This is a genomic window from Streptomyces sp. NPDC030809 (assembly GCF_055572195.1).
This window is the reverse complement of record NZ_JBVIDV010000028.1, coordinates 61327-81884: the sequence shown is the minus strand read 5'-3', so window position 1 is coordinate 81884 and position 20558 is coordinate 61327. Positions and strand designations below refer to the sequence as shown.

At 69.3% G+C, this 20558-nt stretch carries 24 protein-coding genes; 8 read left to right on the top strand and 16 right to left on the bottom strand.

Annotation, left to right across the window (positions count from 1 at the left end):
• Positions 1-272: 272 nt before the first annotated feature.
• Positions 273-614 carry a DUF6354 family protein gene (locus tag ACZ407_RS30005; RefSeq protein WP_468133752.1) on the top strand — a complete coding sequence of 114 codons (342 nt, stop codon included), beginning with the start codon at positions 273-275 and terminating at the stop codon, positions 612-614.
• Positions 615-1087: 473 nt separating this feature from the next.
• On the opposite strand, the gene ACZ407_RS30000 is transcribed toward ACZ407_RS30005, so the two are convergent.
• The 6 genes from ACZ407_RS30000 to ACZ407_RS29975 form a co-directional block, all read right to left on the bottom strand.
• On the bottom strand, positions 1088-1711 hold the full coding sequence (locus ACZ407_RS30000; protein WP_468133750.1) for a hypothetical protein: 624 nt from the start codon (positions 1709-1711) through the stop codon (positions 1088-1090).
• 633 nt (positions 1712-2344) lie between these two features.
• A complete protein-coding gene (locus tag ACZ407_RS29995) occupies positions 2345-2710 on the bottom strand; it encodes a DUF6302 family protein (protein ID WP_468133748.1) in 366 nt (121 codons plus the stop codon).
• 55 nt (positions 2711-2765) lie between these two features.
• A complete protein-coding gene (locus ACZ407_RS29990; RefSeq protein WP_468133746.1) occupies positions 2766-3203 on the bottom strand; it encodes a hypothetical protein in 438 nt (145 codons plus the stop codon).
• A 372-nt stretch (positions 3204-3575) separates the two neighbouring features.
• Positions 3576-3983 carry an ATP-binding protein gene (locus tag ACZ407_RS29985; protein ID WP_468133745.1) on the bottom strand — a complete coding sequence of 136 codons (408 nt, stop codon included), beginning with the start codon at positions 3981-3983 and terminating at the stop codon, positions 3576-3578.
• The gene (locus ACZ407_RS29980) at positions 3980-4426 is read right to left on the bottom strand and encodes a DUF6302 family protein (protein ID WP_468133744.1); all 447 of its coding nucleotides are present in this window, start codon (positions 4424-4426) and stop codon (positions 3980-3982) included. The genes ACZ407_RS29985 and ACZ407_RS29980 overlap by 4 nt, the downstream gene beginning before the upstream one ends.
• 92 nt (positions 4427-4518) lie before the next feature.
• Positions 4519-5124, bottom strand: a complete 606-nt coding sequence (locus tag ACZ407_RS29975) for an ATP-binding protein (protein WP_468133743.1) — start codon at positions 5122-5124, stop codon at positions 4519-4521.
• A 341-nt stretch (positions 5125-5465) separates the two neighbouring features.
• Between ACZ407_RS29975 and ACZ407_RS29970 the strand changes: the two genes are divergently transcribed.
• The 4 genes from ACZ407_RS29970 (at position 5466) to ACZ407_RS29955 (ending at position 7727) form a co-directional block, all read left to right on the top strand.
• Positions 5466-6350 carry a helix-turn-helix domain-containing protein gene (locus ACZ407_RS29970; RefSeq protein WP_468133741.1) on the top strand — a complete coding sequence of 295 codons (885 nt, stop codon included), beginning with the start codon at positions 5466-5468 and terminating at the stop codon, positions 6348-6350.
• Between the two features lie 11 nt (positions 6351-6361).
• The gene (locus tag ACZ407_RS29965; RefSeq protein WP_468133739.1) at positions 6362-6559 is read left to right on the top strand and encodes a DUF397 domain-containing protein; all 198 of its coding nucleotides are present in this window, start codon (positions 6362-6364) and stop codon (positions 6557-6559) included.
• Between the two features lie 152 nt (positions 6560-6711).
• Positions 6712-7005: a hypothetical protein gene (locus ACZ407_RS29960; protein ID WP_468133737.1), complete on the top strand. Its 294-nt coding sequence runs from the start codon at positions 6712-6714 to the stop codon at positions 7003-7005.
• 503 nt (positions 7006-7508) lie between these two features.
• Complete coding sequence (locus tag ACZ407_RS29955) at positions 7509-7727, top strand: hypothetical protein (RefSeq protein ID WP_468133735.1); 219 nt, start codon at positions 7509-7511, stop codon at positions 7725-7727.
• A 210-nt stretch (positions 7728-7937) separates the two neighbouring features.
• On the opposite strand, the gene ACZ407_RS29950 is transcribed toward ACZ407_RS29955, so the two are convergent.
• On the bottom strand, positions 7938-8144 hold the full coding sequence (locus tag ACZ407_RS29950) for a hypothetical protein (RefSeq protein WP_468133733.1): 207 nt from the start codon (positions 8142-8144) through the stop codon (positions 7938-7940).
• A gap of 830 nt (positions 8145-8974) precedes the next feature.
• Between ACZ407_RS29950 and ACZ407_RS29945 the strand changes: the two genes are divergently transcribed.
• Complete coding sequence (locus ACZ407_RS29945) at positions 8975-9808, top strand: endonuclease domain-containing protein (protein ID WP_468133731.1); 834 nt, start codon at positions 8975-8977, stop codon at positions 9806-9808.
• A gap of 68 nt (positions 9809-9876) precedes the next feature.
• Here the strand turns inward: ACZ407_RS29945 and ACZ407_RS29940 are convergent, their stop codons facing one another.
• The gene (locus ACZ407_RS29940; RefSeq protein WP_468133730.1) at positions 9877-10149 is read right to left on the bottom strand and encodes a hypothetical protein; all 273 of its coding nucleotides are present in this window, start codon (positions 10147-10149) and stop codon (positions 9877-9879) included.
• 620 nt (positions 10150-10769) lie between these two features.
• Between ACZ407_RS29940 and ACZ407_RS29935 the strand changes: the two genes are divergently transcribed.
• The gene (locus ACZ407_RS29935; RefSeq protein ID WP_468133728.1) at positions 10770-11357 is read left to right on the top strand and encodes a hypothetical protein; all 588 of its coding nucleotides are present in this window, start codon (positions 10770-10772) and stop codon (positions 11355-11357) included.
• A 347-nt stretch (positions 11358-11704) separates the two neighbouring features.
• Here ACZ407_RS29935 and ACZ407_RS29930 read toward each other — a convergent pair whose 3' ends face one another.
• From ACZ407_RS29930 to ACZ407_RS29905, 6 genes are all read right to left on the bottom strand, one after another.
• Positions 11705-12499: an HNH endonuclease family protein gene (locus ACZ407_RS29930; RefSeq protein ID WP_468133726.1), complete on the bottom strand. Its 795-nt coding sequence runs from the start codon at positions 12497-12499 to the stop codon at positions 11705-11707.
• 150 nt (positions 12500-12649) lie between these two features.
• On the bottom strand, positions 12650-13051 hold the full coding sequence (locus tag ACZ407_RS29925) for a hypothetical protein (RefSeq protein WP_468133724.1): 402 nt from the start codon (positions 13049-13051) through the stop codon (positions 12650-12652).
• A gap of 28 nt (positions 13052-13079) precedes the next feature.
• Positions 13080-13598: a hypothetical protein gene (locus ACZ407_RS29920; protein WP_468133722.1), complete on the bottom strand. Its 519-nt coding sequence runs from the start codon at positions 13596-13598 to the stop codon at positions 13080-13082.
• A gap of 610 nt (positions 13599-14208) precedes the next feature.
• On the bottom strand, positions 14209-15318 hold the full coding sequence (locus tag ACZ407_RS29915; RefSeq protein WP_468133720.1) for a glycosyltransferase family 4 protein: 1110 nt from the start codon (positions 15316-15318) through the stop codon (positions 14209-14211).
• Complete coding sequence (locus ACZ407_RS29910; RefSeq protein WP_468133718.1) at positions 15315-16697, bottom strand: hypothetical protein; 1383 nt, start codon at positions 16695-16697, stop codon at positions 15315-15317. Before ACZ407_RS29910 ends, ACZ407_RS29915 begins: the two co-directional genes overlap by 4 nt.
• A 47-nt stretch (positions 16698-16744) precedes the next feature.
• Positions 16745-18001, bottom strand: a complete 1257-nt coding sequence (locus ACZ407_RS29905; RefSeq protein ID WP_468133716.1) for a nucleotide sugar dehydrogenase — start codon at positions 17999-18001, stop codon at positions 16745-16747.
• 66 nt (positions 18002-18067) lie between these two features.
• On the opposite strand from ACZ407_RS29905, the gene ACZ407_RS29900 reads away from it, so the two are divergent.
• Positions 18068-18841, top strand: a complete 774-nt coding sequence (locus tag ACZ407_RS29900) for a glycosyltransferase family 2 protein (protein WP_468133714.1) — start codon at positions 18068-18070, stop codon at positions 18839-18841.
• Between the two features lie 94 nt (positions 18842-18935).
• On the opposite strand, the gene ACZ407_RS29895 is transcribed toward ACZ407_RS29900, so the two are convergent.
• Positions 18936-19832, bottom strand: a complete 897-nt coding sequence (locus ACZ407_RS29895; RefSeq protein ID WP_468133712.1) for a TauD/TfdA family dioxygenase — start codon at positions 19830-19832, stop codon at positions 18936-18938.
• 182 nt (positions 19833-20014) lie between these two features.
• Complete coding sequence (locus ACZ407_RS29890; RefSeq protein ID WP_468133710.1) at positions 20015-20446, bottom strand: ATP-binding protein; 432 nt, start codon at positions 20444-20446, stop codon at positions 20015-20017.
• Positions 20447-20558 lie beyond the last annotated feature (112 nt).

The window sequence follows — 20558 nt, the reverse complement described above, 5'->3', positions numbered from 1 at the left end:
GGGGGGGGGGGGGGGTTTTCCTTCTGGCCATCCTTTTTTGTGTGGTTTTCCTCCTTTTTCTTTTTCCTCCCCTTTCTCTTTTCTTTTCCCCCCCCCCCCCCCCCCCCCCCCCCCACCACTGCATCGCACCGATAGCGTCCAAGCGCAGATGTTGCTACCGGTACGGATTCGACCCGGCCCCACTTCGCTACCGTCCGCTCTCCCTGGCACCAGAGCAGGGCGTAGGGTGCGCTCCGGCAGGGCACAGACCCTGCAGGGCCGGAGGAGGAGTCATGGCGGACGCGGTCGTGGTGGGACAGCTGTACCGGGATCTGGCGCCCGACATGAAGGCGCGGGACCGGCGGCTGCGGGTGCTGGAAGTCGGCACCTCCCGGGCCCGGCTCGTCGTCGAGCACGACCTCGGCGGCTCCGGCGGGAAGACCACCCACGCCAGCCTCGTCCGTCTCGCCTCCCGGGCCTTCGAACTCCTCGAAGACGCCGCCGACGAAGACCCCCGCTACCTCGCGGTCCTGGCAGCCATCTCCGAAGTCCACCACCCCGACACCTCCCCCGCCGACTACACCCGCGCTGCTCTCCGCGCCCTGCGCACCCCACCCTCGTCCTCGTCGTTGTAACCGCGCGCAGTGGCCCAGGACACCAACCCCCACATTCCGCGTCAGAGGCAGGGGCCGGGTGGCTGGTGGCAAGCGCGGCGAGAACACACGCGGTCGCCACCACGGTACCCGTCAACGCGATCCAGCTTGCGCAGGCCACCGGACTCCCGGCGAAGAACTGCGGCCTCATCCCCATCTTCGCGATGAGCCCAGGGCTGCTGACTCCGAGCCACGGTCGTGCCACGTACGTGCCCAACCGGAAGGGACGGGCACTCGCCCGCGCATGGCTGCAGAGTGAGGAGGCGGGCCTCCAGGCCCTGCGTGCGCACTGGACGGTGCAGTGGTTCGGAGGCGCAGCGCGTGAGACCACCAGGCGGTGATTTCACCGAGGCCTCGGCTTGGGCCAGGGCAGAGCCGAGGGTCTGCGCAAGCACGTGCCGGGCGGTGTCCCGGCCGGTGAAGGTGATGTTGAACTGGTGCCAGGCTCTATGCACTTAGAGGGATGCGGGGGTGGTAGGGGCGGTGGCCGCCCATTGCCACCGGGGGCCGCGCAGGTCGGTGGAGGGCAGCATGCGCAGGCGGCCGTGGAAGGCCAGGGCGCCGAGGGCGAGGTGCAGGTGAAGGCCCTGTCCGTCCTCGCTCAGGCCGAGTGCCACGACGAGGTCGGTGAACACCGGCCGGTAGCCCGTACCCTGCTGCGCGAAGTGGTTGACGACGTGCGGAATGAGCCTGACTGCCAGGTCGCGTGTACCGCCCGGAACGAGGGCCTGGGCCATCTCGGGTGACAGGGGCACGGTGTGGCGTCCGAAAGTGTCCCGCCGTGTGTCCTGATGGTCGATGCGGCCCAGGACGTTCGGAGGGCCGAACGAGAAGTGGGACTCGGGGCCCTCAACGACCTGGTCCGTGTCGACCAGCTCGTTGAGGCAGATGACCAGCTCGGCCGCGTGCTCGCGGGCGATTCCGGACCCGAGTGCGATGGTCTCCACCGAGTGCCATGTGTGGCTGCGGGCACGGAGGAAGTCCAGGACGGGCTCTCGGAGCTGGCTGGCCCGACGGCGTGCTGCGGCGTCTGCGAGCGAGGGAGCAAGGGTGCGCACCATGATGGCGGCTTGGTTCACGGGGTGGCCTCCGTGCCAGTTGTCAGCCATGCGGTCGAAGAGCGTCATCGGTACTGCTCTCTTTCGTGCTTCGGTTCGTGCGGTGGTTTCAAGGCCAGGTGACAAGCAGGCTTGCCCGGGCGTGGGCGACAGGGGCGGCGTGGCCGGGGCGAGACGACGCTCCGGTGTCTCGCTGGGGGTCAGGCCAGGGCGAGGAAGGTGTCCCAGTGGGGAGCGGGGGCGTGGTTCGTGCCGAAGGTAGGGCGAGGGCCGCTCCGGCGGCGCCGTCGAGGAGTTCACGATCGTGGTCCGGTCGGCCGAGCGCGGTGATGAGGCGCTCGGCCAGGTTCGGCAGCTCGGCGGTGATCTGGGCGTTGCCGGTCTTGATGGCCATGTGCCAGGACGGCTGCAGTAGCCCGGCCATGCCGTGGCAGAGGCCTGGTCAGCGTCCTGCAGGGTTGCGATGACTGCGTGCTCGGCGGTGCGGACCCGGGACGCATCGCCGAGGGCCAGGCCGGCGAGCTGCTGTGCGCGGGTGGTCCCGCCGACGCCGTAGCACCACGAGGCACGCGGCCGCAGTGCAGGATCGACGGTGCCGCTCGAACGCCGATCGAGACCGCGTAGTCTCCGGGCCGGCCTGCGGGTGCGGTCGCATCAGACGAGGGAGGCCGACTGCCAGGCGAGGACGAATTTGTCGACGCCGGTCTGCGTGTAGCCGAGCATGCGCCCGGCCTCCGACGGGTTACTGTCGAAGGGCGCGGGCTGGCCCCACAGCACCACGAACTTCGTCGTGGCGCTGACCGGCCTCCAGAACCGAGGCCGGGGGAACCCCGGCCGTCCAGACAGTGCGCCGAGGACCTGATACGCCTCACCGACGGTGTTCAGGAACAGCGCGCCGGAAACACGCCGGTGTCCGACCGGTACAGCGAGGTGCCCGCACACCTCCACCGCGTGGTCCGTGAGGGAGGGGTCTTTCAGGCGCAGCCGCATGGTGGCTCGGGCGCTGGTCGGATCGGGCACAGCAGGCTCCATTCCCGGGGGGGGTCGGTCGAGGACGGGGTGGGGGGCGGGCGGGTCATTTACGGCGGTGCGCGGCGGTGACGTAGAAGCCGGGCCCGTGCGGGCCGGCCGGGCGGTAGGCCAGCTCGCTGCCCACCAGGTGCCGGCAGGCGCGGGTGACTTCCTGCGGGGAGCGGCCGAACTCGTGGCCCAGGAGGCCGGTCGGCAGGGCTTGCCCGTGCCGGTAGCGGCCGCTGCGGATCCGTTCCTTGACGGCGGCGTGGAGGACGATGTCCCGTGGGTGAGGCTCGCCCGGCGCCAGAACCTGGACTCCGTAGCCACCCGACGTGGCGATCTCGCCCGCGTTTTCCAGCGCGTCGAGCGCTGCGACGACCTGGTACAGCGGGAGTTGCAAAAGGTCGGCCAGGTGCCGGGCGGTGGACTTGGCGCCGTGCTTTGGCAGTCGGCCGCCGGCCGGGATGGACCGCACGTACTCCTGGACGAGGAAATGCACGCGGGACTCCGCGCCGGGAGTGGACGCAGATGCGGGCGTCCGCCGTCGGGCGGAGTTGTCCCCTGCGCCGATCCGCTCAAGGACGCCTCCCCGGGCGGAGATCTCGGCGGGAGCCGCATCGGCAGGCCCGGTGAACGGTGTTTGCTGTTCGATCGTGCGGCACTGCACGCCCCCCTGGGGAAGGCGGGCCGGCGCGGTGGTTTCCTCCGCCGGACGGGTGTGCTCCTCGGTCATGCTCTCCTCGCTCCATCAACATCCAGTACCCCGCGAGCACGGCGACCGCCCCCGCCACGATCAGCACCTGCAGCAGCCTTCCCATCCGCGCCGGTCCAGCCACCGCCTCTTGTCCAGCCACGCCCACACGCCACGCATTCACAGATCCGCCCGCCCCGCAGCGAGCACGGCCTGAACCGTCTTCCCCGGAACTCCCGGCCGCAGGAACCAGGCGACGGAGCTACCGAGCAGCGCTACGTCCCGCAGGCCGCGCCCGAGCTGGCCCCGGACGGCCGCGTCGAAGTCGGGGAAGGCCGGGTTCGCGTCGGAGGCCTCGATCAGCAGGACGCCGTCCGCTCCGAGCCGCAGCCGCAGTTCTCCGACGCTCTCGCTGTTCGCGGGGCCGGATCCGTGCCGCAGCGCGTTGTCCGCCAAGGCCACGGCAATCGCTCCCGCAGCCAGGTGATCGCCGGGCCAGCCCAGCACGACGAGCTGGTGGCGCACGTTGATCCGTACCAGACGCAGGCTCGAAGGGCCGGCCAGCGCGGTGGTGAAGGCGACGCTCACCGCACCCCCCGGCCCTCACCCGCAAGGTTCGCTTCGATCGCAGCGGGGCTGTAGCCGTGGAACCGCAGCACCTGCACGAGCCGGTCGCTCGGCGGAGGCGCATCGCCCCACGCCACCCGGTGACTGCCCCCGCCCGGCGACTGGATGATCCGCAGGTCCGTGAAGCCCGGCCGGCCCCGCAGCGCCACGTAGACGCTGGCGGCGAGCTGCCAGTCCTGCGCGGGGTAGTGCCCGCCGCGGCGCGGCCCGCTGGCGGGGATGGCCAGCAGGCCGATCCGGAACGGCCGCACGGCCACACTGGCGGAGACGACGAAGGGGTCGGCCAGGCGCGCGAGCCAGTATTCGTAGTCCACTGCCGTGCGTGGGTCGGCGAGCGGGACGGCCGGGACGTGCCAGCCGGCATCCGTGGTCGGTACCGGCGCGATGAAGGCTGTGGTGTGCATCAGAAGTCCAGGGGTGATGTGCCCTCACCAGCACCAGGGGGACGTGGGCGCCGGTGAGGGCGATCCGGGGGGCCTGCGGCGAAGGTCGGCCGTCAGGACGAGAGAGCGCCCGCTTGCAGCGCGGCGAGGATGCGGCGGAGGGTCGTGTCGCTGGGATTGCGGGCCTGCGCTATGAGGGCGACGGTGGCCGGGTCGATTACCGGCAGGGTCACCCACGCCGTCCGGTTCTCCGGGATGAACGCCCACGTGCCGCCGCGTTCCCTGGTCAGCGCATCCACGATCTGGAGACCCCGGCCCGACTCGGCTCCCGGGTCGGGGTTGGCCGGCCGGGGCTGGCCGGTCCCGGAGTCCTGCACCGTCAGGATCAGCCGGGCCCTGGAGGTGATCAGCTGCGAGAAGGTCACCGTGCCGCCGGAACTGTGCTGGATGGCGTTGGTCACCAGCTCGGTGACGATCAGCTCCACGCACCCGCGCAGCCTGTGCAGGCCCCAGCGACGAAGGTGGGCCGCGGCGGTCCGTCGCACCTCGCCGACGCGGCTGGCATCGCGGGGAGACAGCGTCCCGCCAGGAGCGTGAGCTCCCACTTCGAAGGTGCACTGGAACACGGCGCCCGCCTGGCGCGGAGGCCTCGGAGTCGGCTTCAGGGCCAGTTCGGCCGGCTGGTAGGAGAGTGCAGAGGTTGAAGCAGTGATCGGCATGGCGCAGTCCTCCGCGGGGACGGGGAGACGGGCGTGTGCAGCAGCCTGCTGGACGGCATTCGTGTCCCTCGCTGTTACGGGCTGCATCGGCCCAACTACTGTGTTGCATGGCAGAGTTGCAATGCAACCTGCCGTGCAATTTTCACGCGGAATGGCATATGCGATCGATGGAACTCTTGGCTGTGCAAGGGGAACTCGGGGTGGCACACTCGCAACCCGGGCAACAATCAGGGGAACTTGGGGAGGAGCGGACCGGACTCCGGGACGGATGAACCGGACTCTGGGACGATCGGACCCAACTCGATCGGCGCGTGCCTCGGCACGACAGGAGGGACAGGCCAGTGGCCGCACCGAAGGGGCCGACCAGCCGGCGCGTACACCTGGGCAAGGTGCTCGCCAGGATGCGAGAGGACCGTGGCCTCCGGCGGGAGGACGTAGCCGCAGCCTTGGGGTTCTCCCCCGAGAAGCTGTGGCGGGTGGAGAAGGGCCGGACGAGCCTGCCCAACCCGAAAGACCTCAAGGCGCTCCTGGTCCACTACGGCGAGGAGGACCTGGAGATCGTGGAGAACCTCCTCGTGATCCACCGCGAGTCCCTGCAGGAAGGCTGGTGGACTCCGTACACACCTCACCTCGCGAAGGGCATGCGGGACTACGTCGGCATGGAGAGCGATGCCCTGGAGCTCGCCGCGTGGCAGCCCAGCCTCGTGTTCGGGCTGTTGCAAACCGAGGAGTACGCCCGCCACCTGCTGCTCTCGGCCAAGACGGTCGACGAGACCACCACAGAGTTCATCGACGCCAACGTCGAGCTGCGCATGGAGCGGAAGGCCCTGATCACCAAGGAAAAGCCCCGCCCCCTGTGGGTGATCATGGGCGAAGACAGTCTGCGCAGCACCATCGGCAGCCGAGAGGTGATGGACGCGCAGTTCGCCGAGATCGCCCGCCTGGCCGCCCTCGACCACATCACCGTGCAGATACTGCCTGCGGCATCAACCGGCTACCGCGCCAGCCAGAACTTCATCGTCCTGGACATGGGCGACCCCCTGGGCAAGATCGTGCAGGCCGACCAGCCAGGCGGACAAGCGAGCGTGACCGACAAGCGCCCTGACGTCGGCAAGTACTCCCGCAGGTTCGACGCCCTGCGGGCCGCGGCTCTCGCACCCCACGAGACGCCGAGTTTCCTCAAAAAAGTCCAACGTGACCTAGAACGAGAGTCTGAAACATCGTGATCACTACAGGCATGAAATCGTCGGACATCGCACCCGAGAGCAGCTGGTTCAAGTCCTCCCACAGCGGCGCCGAGGGCAACGCATGCGTCGAGGTGGCCAGCCTGCCCGTCGAGTTCAGCGTGGCAGTGAGGGACTCCAAGGCGGCGCACGCAGGTCCCGCTCTTGTCTTCCGTGGCACGGCGTGGTCGTTCTTCGTGACAGGCCTGTGAACCAGGCAAGCAACAACATGCCCATCGCTTGACGCACTCGCGGGACGGAACAGCCCGCGCCCCTCCACCGGCAACCGAGGGACGCGGGCTGATTCCTGAGACCCCGCCCCAAGGGCTCCGGAACCAGCGGCCTGGCCGTTCGTTAGCAGGGCATGACGCCGGGTGTTCCTCAACCCGCTCTCGCCCTGCTCCTGGCCGAAGCGGATGAAATCACGCTCACGGCCCCTGTGGCAGATGCCGCAGCGGAACTCTCCAAGCGCGAGCTTCGGCTTGCCGCGCTCGCCCGGATTCAGGTTGCACTCCCTGAACTTGCGCGTCTTGAGCGTCTGTATCCGGGGCGACTGACTGTGCGGCAAATGCTCGCCGATGCAGGGGTTACACCACTGGATCTTGGCCTTGAGGATCACGATCCGGAACTGATCGACCGCCGGGTATCCGAGGGATAAACCACCAAAGGGTAGGGAGTGCGGGCGGTGAATTTCTCGGAGTCCTCCTCCGCAAGGGGCCCTTCACCGCAGAGGACGGCGACCTCGACGGCCGGTGACACGTCCGTTCTCGCCGAACTCCTCGACCTCATCGCCGTGTGCCCCCCAAGGGTAGAGGTGAGTTTCGGCCACGATCGACCCCTCGGCGCGAGCCCATCTCATCCACGTGGATGAGTTCCCCGAAGCGTGCCAGGTCAGAGGCTTGCGCCGTGGTTGTGCCTGCGGAACATGTACCTCAATGATGCACCTCAGAGCATCCAACCGTGCAGCGTGTGAACGCCGTTGAGCTGGGAAAACGTCCAGAAGGTCAGCGGAATGGCCGGGTGACGCCCCTGCGTAGCGGGCGAATTCGTGGCCGAGAGCGATCGCGGGTTAGATGGGCAAACACAGGGTGCGGGGCCGGTGTGTCAGCACCGGCCCCGCTCACAGCCCCGTCACGTCCACCGAAACGAGGAGTACTCAGCATGTCACGACTCGAACCCTCCTGGCGCCCCGCCCTCTACCGGCGCCGCCCGGAAGCAGTCGACGCGGCACTGGCCGGCGTCGCGTTCACCGCTACGGAAGTCGCCGCCCTGCTCTGCCGCATCGACGCACCCCTCTGGTCGGTAGCCGCCGCATCGGCAGGCAGCGCACTCCTCGTCCTCGCCGCACGTTGCCTGCGCCTGGCAGGAGCCGCCTCGTAGAAGGGGCCGTGGGGCCACCTTCACGGTGGCCCCACGGCTGCCCTGCCCTGGATGGGATTAGCGAAGCCGGGCAAGCCCTGCAGCACAGCGGTCTGGAGCGCGACGGCAAGGACCCGCCGCCGTATTGAACCTAGCGGCACCAGCGCAGTCGCCTAAACGCCACATGCCTCCTCGCCCGGAGGGGGCGCCTGCACGATCGTCTCCGGCCGCTCATCGGGCCTGGTGGTCGAACGGGGGAGCCGCTCGCGCCTCGGCAACGGCTTGGTGGGCAGCTCCTCCGTACAGCGGCACCGCGGCGAGCGGGTCGCGAGTGCCGAGACCGATGGGGTTGTCGTACCGGGTGTCCGCGGTCGTGCTGCCCTCTTTCCACCGGCCCGCGATGTTCCGCTCGGCCAGCGAGACGCCGGCCGCCTTCATGTCGGTGTTTGCGCCTCGCCGGAACCGCCCGTCGGTCGACGTAGGCGACGCAGACGCAGGCCTTGCAGATCCAGACGCCACCGGCCGTGGGGGCGTAGAACTCCATGGGGGCGGTGCAGCACCGGGGCGGCCGGTCCCTGCGGATCGTGTCGCCTGTCTGGATGTCGCCAAGGTCCTGGCCGTGCATGGTCTGTGTCCCTTCCGTGTCGGGGGCCCGGTCATGGGCTCCCGTACGGCACGCACTACAGGACGCGGGGGGAGCCGGGGGCGAGTTGGGCGGCGCGGCCGCGGGCGGCCGGGTCGAGCGGTTCTCCTCACCGTCCAGGACCAGGACGACCGGCAGCTGCTCGGCCGCGGCCACCAGGTCCGGCCACCGGTCCTGCACCAACGACCCGCGCCACGTCTGCACCAGCACGCGGTCACCAGGCCCGGCCGGGGTGAACACGATCGCCCGATGCCCGTCGTACTTCTACTCGTACGCCAGCCCGGCCCGGACCACAGCCGGGCCCCGCACCGACTCGGCAGCCTGCGCGAGCATCGGCTCCACCGGCGGCCTCAGCACCATCGCGCGGCCCCTCTCCCGATCCCCCTGCCTCGGCACCCGGGTGACCACTGTGACTGAGCGCCTTCAGTTGGCGGGTGAACGGTTGAGTTGGCGGGTTGAGCCCTTCGGTGATCTGATGCTCGGCATGTCGAAGCTGTGCCAATCCGGCGATGGGAAGCCCGCGACGCGGATGGGCGGAACCAGGTGCCAAGCCTGCTACCGCTACTACAAGAACCACGGCACCTTTGAACGGCCCGGTCCCCGGCCCCCGATCAGCATGAAGCTGGTGCTCCAGAACGTGGACAACACCGAGTCAGGATGCTTGGTTTGGACGGGGTCGACGGACGGCGACGGCCGCCCGCTGTATTACGACGGTGACCGCTACGCGGCGGGAGACAAGCCCCTCGTCTACGTTCAACGCTGGGTGTTCGAGCACCACTCCGACGAGCCGCTCGCGCCAGGACAGACCGTCACGCGCGACTGCGAGAACAAGCTTCTGTGCATCAACCACGAGCACGCCACCTTGTGGCGGAACCTTGGAAGCACGGCCTTCGTGAACCACGGCGATGCCCGAGTCGGGGACGACGCCCCTGCCGACAAGTGCGCGAACGGGCACACGTTCGACGAGGACAACGTCCCCTACGTGAACCCGAACACCGGCGCGCGTAGCTGCCGGCGCTGCACACGCGACTCGAAGCTGCGCGGACTCGGGATCGACCCGGAATCCAGGCCTTACCGGCCCTACCGGAAAGACGCCACGCAGTGCCGGAACGGTCACGAGTACGCCGTGTACGGCTTCACGGAGCGTGGCGAGGGCCGTGTCTGCAAGGAGTGCCTCCGGATCAAGAACTCGAAGAGCAACCTGAAGCAGGACTACGGCCTGACGTTCGAGGATGTCGCCCGGATGCTCAGGGACCAAGATGGCGCCTGCGCGACATGTCTGGCCCCCTTCAAGGAAGTCGATCCCGACGACCACCGGATGGGCGACGCCAACGTCGACCACTGCCACGCCCGTGGGCACAACCGTGGGTTGCTCTGCCGGGACTGCAACTTGGCCCTCGGCCTGGTCGCGGACAGCACGGCCACGCTCAGCAGGATGATCGTCTACCTGCAGGCCTGATCTTCAAGCTGCCAGCTCAACCGCTCACCCGCCAGCTGAAGCGCTCAGCCCGGCGCGGCGGCCCGGCCCTACGGCACGTCGCCTTCCCACACCCACACACCCGCCCTGCCGTCCTGCGGCGGCCCGTACAGGGACCGGCCGCCCGGCCCCCACGCGCCGTCGGGCGAGATCAGCGCCGCACCCCCCGCCCGGTGCTCGGCCGGCCACCCGGTCACCACCACGAGCTGACCGTCCAGCGGCCCAGCCACCAGCTCCACGTACTCGTGCCCCGGCTCTGCATACGGGTGCGGATCATCGTGATCCGCGCCGTACACCCGCCGCCCCGCCCACCGCTCATCCATGCACCCCACCCTGCACCGACCGCACCCCGCCACGGGCAGGAATCCCTGCACGGGGGATCAGGTGCGGCCGTGCAGGGCCTGGGCCTGCCAGTCACCCATGCCGACCTGTCCGCAGACCCGGCGGTAGGCAGGACCACACGCGGGTGTCGAGCACGTGGCGCCCTGTTTGGGTCGGGCTGGGCACCGCACAGCCGGTGGACGGTTCGGGCCACGGCCTGGCAGTACGTCCACGTCCCGAACGGGGCGGGTCCCGGGCCGTTGTACACCAGTCAGCCCAGTGGCTACCGCGTTCGCGGCCTCCGGGGTGTCGCCGAGCTCAGCGCGGACGGCGGCGCCGTACTGGAGGAGAGCCGCGGTCAGGTCGTGGAGGCGGTCCGGCTCCGGACAGCACCCGAACGGACCCAGGGCCTCCGCGACCAGGGTCCGCGCCTGGGCCGGATCGAGGGCCAGGGCGGCGGCCAGCCGGGGGATAGGAACGGGCACATGCAAACCCCCTGAGTGAGCAGTGTTGTTGGCGGTGTTCTCGGTAGCCTTCCGTGTACGGACCGTGGCGTGAAGTGGGCTTCCCCGGTCGGGATGGCCGCGGTTCGTAGAGACCGGTCGGAGCGGAGGAGCAGCGGGTGAGTGAGCGGGCGGGGGGAGAGGTGTTTGTCGAGTACCACGTGTTCGCGGTGAGCGACCCGGGCGGGCCGGCTGCGGAGGGTGTGGGGGCGTCGGACAACGGGCTGGTGTACGCCAGCGGCGGCGACCTGCACGTGCTCACAGGAACCCACACCGGGCGGGTGCGCGTCGAAGCGGCCGTGCTCGCCCAGGAGCCGGCGGCGGATGTGGAGGCGTGGGAGGAGATCGCCGAGGTGTCCGCGGAGAGTGTCTCGGGCGAGCTGATCATCCACGAGCTCGAAGGCGACCCGGTCGGCCTCCCGTCGCTCGCCGGCGCAGGGCCGGGCTCGTACGGGGTCCGGGTCCACGCCCGCGGCCGAGACGCCGAAGCCGAAGGCACGCCCGAGGGCGTGGTCGAGGAATACCTGCTGCAGAGCTGGCCCGCACCGCCGGCCCCGCCAGTCCTGGTCAAGGCGACAGATGCATTCGGGGCCGAGCAGCGCTCCACGCCGAGTCAGGACGACGTGGTGATCGACCACGGCCCGCAAGGGCAGGCCGCGTTCGAACACGACCTCCTCCGGCGCGCGGCCCGCGGGGACTTCTCCTGACCGACGGGCGCGGCTCCCGCCGACGGTGCCTCCTGGCCTCTTCGGCAGGGGGCACCGTTGCGTGCAGCCGGCGCGCTTGCCTCGCGTCCGCGCTCGGTACCACAGGCCGGTCCTGGTGGCGGGGATGCGAGGCGCCGTCGGCCCGGGCATGATCGAAGATCACCAGGGCCCTGTCCGAACGCTGAGCGGGGAGGTCCCGGCGGGCTGCGCTCGAACCCCGAGCCGAGCGCGGCCGGATATGGGGTCCGGTGGGTGTCGAAGACAGGCGGCACCCACCGACCCCAGGCCCCTGACGGCACCGAGGCCTGCGGCCCGCGGAGTCCACCCGAGTACGAGGGTTGAGCCGGTCAGGGGGCGAGTTCGAAGGCGACTGTGGTGGTGGGGCACTCCGCCGCGAGCTGGTTCAGCCGGTCGAGTTCGGCCTGGTCGGCTGCCAGGCGCCACCGCAGCTTCGTCCCGGTCCAGCGGGCCGCGTAGTCGCAGCGGAATGCGGCGTTGGTGGGCAACCATTCGGCCGGGTCCTGGTCGCTCTTGGACCTGTTCGACGCGGCCGAGACCGCGATGAGGGTGTCCGGGGAGTTCTGGTCGTTCGCGTACCGCTCGCGACGGGCCTCGTCCCACCCGTAGCCACCGGAGTCATGCACCTCCGCCAGGGGGACAAAATGATCTACGTCCAGGCGTGAGGCGTCGCTGACCACGACGTTGTCGTAGGGGCTCAGCCAGGAGCCGCCGGACAGCTTGCACCCGGCGGCGACCTGAGGGGCCGTGACCGCCTCGTCCAGGATGACTTCCTTGCGGGTGTCGCAGCCGTCGCCGGCGTTCAGGCCTTTGTTCCAGTGCTTGTACAAGCCGCGGTTGTAGCCGGCCCGCTTCTCCTCGGCGAGCGGGATCATCCCGACCGCCTCCCGCAGCGTGGGCGGCTCCTCCTCTTCCGCCTTCCCGCCAGTGGCCGAACCCGATGCGGAAACGGGGGCCGTCCCCGCCACCGGTACGGCCGCTGCCGGGGACGAAGCCGCGGCAACGGCCGTGCTTGTGGCGGGCGCCGGGATGGGGGTGGATGCATGCGCGGCGGGGCCGGAGCACAGCGGCAGTGCGGTGAGCGCCAGCACGGGCAGGCCGTGCAGCAGACGGTTCTTGATCACCTACCCGGATCTACCGGGCGCAACGGGTTCCGGTACAGGGGGTGATCGGTCATTCACCTGGGTGGATGGCCGGTTTCACCTGAGGAAACGACACTGCGGCCGCCTTCGACGGCGGCGTCCGGTGGGGGGTCTTCCGGCGTCGTCCTGTGGTCACGGCCCCAGGTGTTGCTGATCGGCCAGGCTGAGCAGGGAGGTGATGTGGGAGGGGTCGGTGCCGGTGGCGCTTGCGATCTGTGCCGGGGTGCAGCCGCAGCGGTGCTGGAGCACGAGGGCGTCGTACTGCAGGGCGGTGAGGGCGGTGACGGGGAGCGGGCGGTGGCGGCTGCCGGTGCAGCCGACGAGCTGGGTCCATGCCTCCCGGGCGGGCGAGAGCTGGCTGATGACGAAGGTCCAGTTCGCTGCGATCAGCTCGAAGGCCCGCTCGACGGCGTCGAGGGCCTGCTCGTAGCCGAGGTGGGCGCGGGCGTAGCGGGTGTAGGTGGCGCGGTGGGTGGCTTCGAAGGCGTCGAGAGCCGGTGGGCGCGTCGAGCGGGGTTCCAGGACCGGGTGCATGGGCTTCCCCTTTTGGTGTGGGTGATGGTCATCCGAAGTGGTGGGCGCCGAGGGTGTATCCGCCGGAGGGTCGCGGGTGCGATGCGGGTGCGGTGGCGCGGGCGGCTTGCCAGAGGGGGCGTACGGTGTCGGGTTCGGCGCGCATGGCGGTGACGAGGCCTTCGACGGTGGGCCAGTCGGTAATGCGGGTGCCGTCGAGGAGGCCAGTGATCTCTTCGGCGGTGAGTTGGTCGCCGGTGCGGGCGGCCAGGAGGTCGGTGGTGAGGTTGCCGCTGGCCAGGTGCATGCCGCGCAGGGCTGCGCCGAGTTGTCCGGGTTGGACGACGCGGTAGCCGCGGGCGGCGTCCCACAGGGGGCGGAGTTCCTCGGGGTCGCCGCCGCAGGCTTCGGCGAAGCGGCGGGTGACCTTCCAGAACGGCGCCAGCTGAACGTTGACCGTCCTGTCACACCAGAAACGGGTTTTGATCGCCTGAAAGCGCGGAATGGTACGGTCGAAACCCACCGGCCGCGGTCCCTCAGGGGTCTGCCGGTACAGGTCAGGAGGCATACGCCCTCCTTGATCGAAGTGTGTTGTGTTCGCGGTGAGCTCGCTCGGCGCCACGGCTGGCACCAGGTCCGGGCGGACTCGCCGCGGCGACGCTACCCGCTCACTCATACGAAACTCCACCGCTACTGTCCGTTAATGGGACGATTGCGGTTGACGTGCCTTCAGGTGCGAAAGTCGCCCCATTCCAGCGCACAGATCCGATCGAGTTCCGAACACTTATGCCAGGTTCGCGGGGCGCACGCACCCGCGCGCACACCCCAACGGCGAGCGGTGCGCCATGCGGCACATGCCGGGCGGGCAGTCACCGATCGCCTGCGGGACTCGGGCAGATCGCACGGCGCGGGGAAGCCGTGCGAAGGGGCCCTGGCGGGGCCCCTTCGGTCGTCGTGAGGCCTACGCCAACGACCAGGGCGCCCCCAACTGCAGCAAGTGCGGGAAGGACATCTTCCTGAGGTACTCCACAACCGACCTTGGTGTTCTGGCCGGTGATTCCGATCTTGCGGCCATCGCGGCTGTAGAGCCGGTTCCTCCGGCGTCACATTGCTGCCGCTCGATGCTGATCTCGCCCATGCCCCCCTCCTTCGCTCCTCCGGGGTCCCGTCCGGCGCGGCTAGGAGGTAACGCGAAGCGTCAGTTCGCGAAGTTGGCTGCAGGTGACAGCGATGTCGTATCGGCGCGCGTTGTTGAGAGCCGCCTTGGCTAGCGCCTTGCGCCGGTGGAGGTCCCGACCCATCCCGTCTATGGCCGTTGCCAGCGAGCGGGGGTCGCCAGAAGTGTAGGGGACGCCGGCGCCCCCGAGGATGTCTCTCACACCGGGGAGATCGGAGTAGGCAACCGGGAGTCCATGGGCTTGGGCCTCGATGAGGACGAGCCCGAACGCCTCCAGCCCCCTAGTTGTGAAGACGAAGGCGTCAAAGTTCGGCAGGCGGCGCCACAGCTCGCCGCGGGGTAGGAACGGCTCGAACTGCACGCGGTCGTCGAGCCTGAGTTCGATGGCCCGCTGTTCCAGGTGTTCCCGTAGGACTCCTTGGCCGATCACGGTCAAACGGTGCGGCTGATCGGTGAGGGCGAGGGCTTCTACGGCGGTGATCGTGGATTTGTTGTCGTCCAGACGGCCGGCGTGCACGAGCGAAAGAGCGCTGGTTCCCGTGGGCGGGCGATCGCGTACTCGTGCATCGCTCAGGGGAATGCCCCACGGGATGACGGTGAGCCGGTCCGTGAATCGGCGTGCTGTGAGGCGGTCGATGCGGTCGGCGAAGGCGGAGGTCGGGGCAACGATCGCGGCGCTTGCGGCGGCAACTTCATGAAGGGTGGTGCGTTCCCGCTCGTTGTGCTCGGCTGCCATCACCTCGGGGCCGTGGGCGATGGAGATGATCGGGATGCTGCCGGCGGTTCGGGTTAGGGCCAGGCTGAGCGCGAAGCCGAGGTATTGGGCGTGGATGGCGTGGGGCCGGGTCTTCTCGATGAGCGTGCCGACCTCGCGCGTCAGCTCGTCGACGTAGGGGTCGAAGTGTGGGCCGTGGGGTCGTTTGGTCGTGGTGAGGGGGATCAGCTGGTCGAAGGCGGTACTCCATGCGTGATCGACCGGTTTCCTGCCCAGGAAGGTCACGCGGGTGCCGGGCATCGTGCGGTAGAGGTCGCTGGCGAGGACCATGCTGCCGGACGAGGGTTCGGAGGCGCGGTTGATGCCGGTCAGGATGTTCAGGGGCTTGGCGGTCACGCGGGTACCCCGTTCGTGGGCGACCATCGGCTGGGGATCGCTGATCGGGTTGCCGGGGCCGCTGGTGACTCGTCGCTGGCACTGTGCGCCTCGCGCTGGCGGGGTGGTGCCCACCACGATGCGAGGTGCGGGGTGAGGACAGCCGTGATCTCCTCGTCCGGGTGCAGGTAGCCCTTGCCGTCTTGTCGCGCCGTCCATACTCGGACTGCCGATCGGGGGTAGGCGGGATTGATCCCGATTTCCCCCTTGGGGATGACCCCGTTGAAGGGGGTGGGGATTCCTTCGCTGTTCCAGTAGTCCCATGCCTCCAGTGCCTTAGCTTTCTCGAAGCAGTGGTAAAGCTGCTGGTAACGGGGCATGTACCTGATTTCACGGAAGACCATCTGGCCGACCAGTCCGGGCGCAGCCGCCTGGAGCGTGCTGAGAGCCGCACCCTGGAAGGTGAGCGATGCAGCGTCCTGCGACGGGTGCAGCGCGGTCCGGGCGAGAAGGTGGGACAGTCGTCGCCGGACGTACTCGGCGACTCCCGGGGCGAGAGCCGGGTCAATGCCCTCGATCAGCTGGACGAGCCGGTGATGGCGCGGGTGGAAGCGGGCCAGATCGAACAACTGGTCCATGCCGGCCACGGCGGCGAAGGCGAGTCGCTTGTAGAGCCGGTTGTTGAGCTCTCCCGCCCGGGCGTAGGTCTTGGTCTCCGGAGTAGCGGAGTGGAGCATCAGGTACTCGGACAGAACCTCGAAGTACAGGTAGCCGAGGAACGGCACCCGGGGCACGGCGTCGGACAACTGGTTGATGAACGCGGGTGCCGCAGTGGCCTTGCCGGTGGCGTTGCGCAGGGCGACGTCGAGGAACGGGGCCGCGGCGTGCAGGCCGGCCAGCACGGCGCGGTCGAGCTGGTCGTTCTCGGCCGGGGTGAGGAAGTTCTGGTAGCGCAGGTAGGTGCGCAGGTGGATGGGGCCGAGGTGCAGGTAGTCGATGCCCTTGGGCTGGATCGGGGCGTCCGGGGTGACCTCGAAGATCATGGGCGTGGTGGAGGGTTTCGTCTCCATCAGATAGGCGCCGAGGTTGTGGGGGCGCAGTCCCTCTCGCTGGGGGGCGAGGGGCGTGCAGTACAGGGCTCCGACCAGGCATCCGGTGGAGACGTGCAGCTGCCGGCTGGTGCGGATGGCGTCGATGTCCTTGGTGCTGTGCAGCAGGTAGATCGGCTTTCCGCTGACGAGCGCTGCGGTCATGGCGCTGTGCCGTAGCAGCCATCCGTTGGGTGTGGAGTGTTCCAGGTGGTGGCGCCAGTCGCTTTCGGATTCGGCCAGCGAGGCAGGGCTGTGGCGCTGCGCGGGCATGGTGTGGTCCGTGTGGGCGCGTTCCCATTCGTCGCGCAAGAGAACTCCTGAGGAGAATTGGCGGCGGGCCGGGCTGGGGCTGGGGGCTAAAGAATTTCCACGTTCGGGCCGGACAGGCGGTTTCGGCAGTCGAGAACGTAGGGCGCGGTCTTTCCGATCATCGCGAGATCGAAGATCGCGTGGTCCATGAGGAGCACCACGGCGTCAGCGGCCGCGATCTCCTGCGCGCTCGCGTCGACCAGCGGCACTTTCAGCTTGCTTTCGTCGCCGTCCGGGACGTTGGGGTCGGCACCGCAGACTTGGGCGCCGAGGTCGATCAGGAGCTCGGCGACACGTGTCGAGGGTGACTCGCGGAGGTCGGTGGCGTTGATCTTGTAAGTCAGGCCGAGCAAGAGGATCCGGGATCCGCTGATGGTCTTGCCGCGCTGGTCGAGTGCTTTCACGACACGCCGGACGACGTAGTCGGGCATCTGGCGGTTCACGTCGTCGGCGAGCTCCACGAACCGGAAGGGGACGCCGAGGTCTTCCCGGATCTTCCAGGAAAGGAACAGCGGGTCGACGGGCAGGCAATGTCCCCCGACTCCCGGCCCCGGAGTGAAGCGGGTGAAGCCGAAGGGCTTGGTCGCGGCCGCGTCGATCGCCTCCCAGATGTTCACGCCGAGGCGGTCGGTCAGCGTCGCCAGCTCGTTGATCATGGAGATGTTGACGAGCCGGAAGGTGTTCTCGATCAGCTTGGCCAGCTCGGCGACCTTGGGCCCGGACACTGGCACCGTGGTGTGGAAGATTCCGTCGTAGAAGCCCTTGATCACATCGAGTGACTTGGCGTCGATTCCGGAGACCATCTTCGGCGTCGTCTCGAAGGACCACCTCTTGTTGCCGGGAGCGATGCGCTCCGGGCTGAATCCGGCGTGGAAGTCGGTTCCGGCTGTGAGGCCCGACGCTTCCTCCAGGATCGGCAGCAGCAGTTCCTCGGTGGTGCCGGGGTAGGTCGTGGACTCCAGGACAACGGTCGCGCCGGGGCGAAGGTGTGCCCCCAGCGTGCGGGCGCAGGCCTCGATGCATCTCAGATCGGGCGCGCCGTCGCGCAGCGGGGTCGGCACGGTGATCACTGCGATGTCGAAGCCGTCCAGTGCGGCCGCGTCGGCCGTAGCGCAGTAGGCGCCGGCGTCCAGCACCGCCCGGAGCCGGGGGGAGGGCACGTCCTCGACGTACGAGTCGCCGACGGTGAGCCGACGGATGCGTGCCAGGTCGACGTCGTAGCCGACGACGCGGTGACCGACCTCCGCGGCGCGTACGGCCAAGGGGAGCCCTACATAGCCTTGACCTGCGACAACGATCTGCATGGCAGCTCCTACTCGGTTGTGGTGCTTGAATGGGGGGTCGTTCCTGGTCTGGCAAGGAGAGCTGCTGTGCCCCTGGTGTCTGTCGTGATGCCCGTGTACAACTCGGCGACGACCCTCGGTGCGGCCGTCCGATCCGTGCTCACCCAGACCCACGGCGACCTGGAGCTGCTGGTCACCGACGACCAGTCCTCCGACAGCTCCATGGACCTGCTCCGCGAGTTCGCCCGGCAGGACGAGCGCGTCCTGCCAGAACGCGCACCCGAGCAGGGCGGCGCGGGCCGGGCCCGCAACCGCGCGATCGAGCGGGCCCGCGGGGACTACATCGCCTTCCTCGACAGCGACGACATGTGGCTTCCGGAGAAGACCGAGAAGCAGCTCGCCTTCGCCGCGCAGGCCACCGCACCGCTGACATTTACCTCGTACTTCAAGATGGACGCTGACTACGACGGCGAGAGCACCGACTGGGTCCCGAACGGGCGCGTGGTCCGTGCGCGGGCGCACGTGGACTACCGCGCGATGCTGGTCCGCGACCACATCGGAGCTCTCACCGCCATGTACGACCGCAACGTCCTGGGCAAGAGGCTGATGCCGGAGATGCGCAAGCGCCAGGACTACGCCCTCTGGCTGTCGATCATGCGGGACGGCGCCGATGCCCGCGGTCTGGCCGAGCCGCTCGCGGTGTACAGGGCCCACCAGGCCGGATCCCTGTCCTCCAACAAGCTCTCGCTCGTCCAGTACAACTGGGCGCTGTACCGCGACCACGAGCATCTGTCGGTCCCGCGGGCGACGCGGGCGCTGGCTGGTGCCATGTGGCAGTCGGTGCGCAACTCCCGCATCTAGCCCGGCCGGGCCCCGCCCCATGGCCGCGCCGCGTAGTCGGCGGCGGGCCCCGAAGGGTGGGACTCCGGCGGGGCGCCGGCGCCCGCGCGGCGGGCTATGCGGCCGAGCCGATGCCTGCCGTGCGCAGGAAAAGCTGGAGGAGCAGCCGTCGGTCGGCGACCGGGACGTTCTCCTGGCCGCTCTGGAGAGCCTGCCGACCGTGCAGGAAGCGGCGCTGGTTCACGATGAGGTAGTCCCCGGTCTGGAGCATGAAGGAGACCTGCCCCTGTACGAGCTCCTGGGCCAGCGCGCGGGCGGCGTCGGCGTGCTCCCGGCCAAGTTCGGACCGTTCCAGCATCTTGGCCGTGAACCGGACGAAGCCCTCGCCCGGATCGCCGTCCAGGATCGGGAACGGCTTGTACTCCTCGCCGACCCCGTGCAGGTCGTAGAAGGTCCCATAGTGGTAGCCCGACTCGGCCAGCACGGCGCGGTGGTCCTCCGACAGCCGGGCCACCGCCGCGTGGGCGTCGGAGAGGATGCTGAGGCCGCCACCGAGCGGGTCGGGGCGGACGCACAGCAGCGTGGTGAAGTCCGGCGGCAGAGTCCCGTTGACCAGGTCCATGTGGAAGGCGTTGTAGCCGATGCCGCTGGACTTGCCGGGGTCCTTGTCAACCTTGACCCCGATGTCCTTCCACAGGGGCCACCGCGGGAACGGCGAGAAGGGGACGGCCACCTCGGCCGCGAATCCCGTCGCCAGCCGCAGGAACCGCTCGTCGTCGGCGCCCAGCGCCTGGGCCAGGTTTCCCAGACGCAGCACGGCGTATCCGCCGCCCTTCTCCGTCAGTGCGCGGCGCAGCGTCGCGGCGGTCTCCGCGAACCGTGGGCTGGAGGTCAGCCCGGCCCGGTACTCCTCCATGGTGGACGTCGCCAGGGCCGGCCCGTCCAGCTTCCACGTCGGGAGGGTGAGGTCGATCAGAGCGGCTTCGACGTCGCTCGGGATGTCGATGAACATGAGGGGCTTCCTTCGCTCTTGGAGTTACTGGGCGCCGCTGGGGCCGGGTGGCGGCCTCGGAGCGGGGCGGGTCCTGAAGGGGCCGGCTGCGGAGGCTGCTTGGGGCTTCGGAAGGGCGAGGGCCGTGCAGTCGGCCTGGATGTAGCTCACGGCCACGTCGGGCTGCGGACTTGCTCTCGGGACTACGGGCGGGGGGAGGTGCATTGGACATCGGCCCACATGCGCTTGCCCCAGTTGAGGGGCTCCTGGCCGGTGGCGTGGGCGAGGGTGGCGACGACGCCGAGGCCGCGGCCCTGCTCGGCGTCGGGTACGGCGGCGGGGGGCGTGGGGACGAACGTCTTCTTGGTGTCTATGACGGCGACCCGTACGCGGCGGTCATCCAGCTGGATGACCGTGATGCGGAAGCTGGCCACGTTCGCGTGCTGGACGGCGTTGGTGGCGAGTTCGGAAGCGATCAGGGCCGCGTCGTCAGCCAGCGCCTCCAGGCTCCAGGTGGTGACGGCGAGGCGGACCAGGCGGCGGGCCTTGCCGACGGATTCCGGCAGGGCCGGGAGGGTTTCCGTGTAGGCGGGGAGCCCGGTGGCGTGGGTGGTGGGTCGCGCGTGAAGGGTCATGATTTCGGCTTTCGGGCCGGTTACGGGCATGACTGTGCGTAGTGACACGGTGCATGTTGGGCGAGCGACACCGTGTGAGCGGTAGCCTGCTCCCATCCGCGCTAATTGCGCA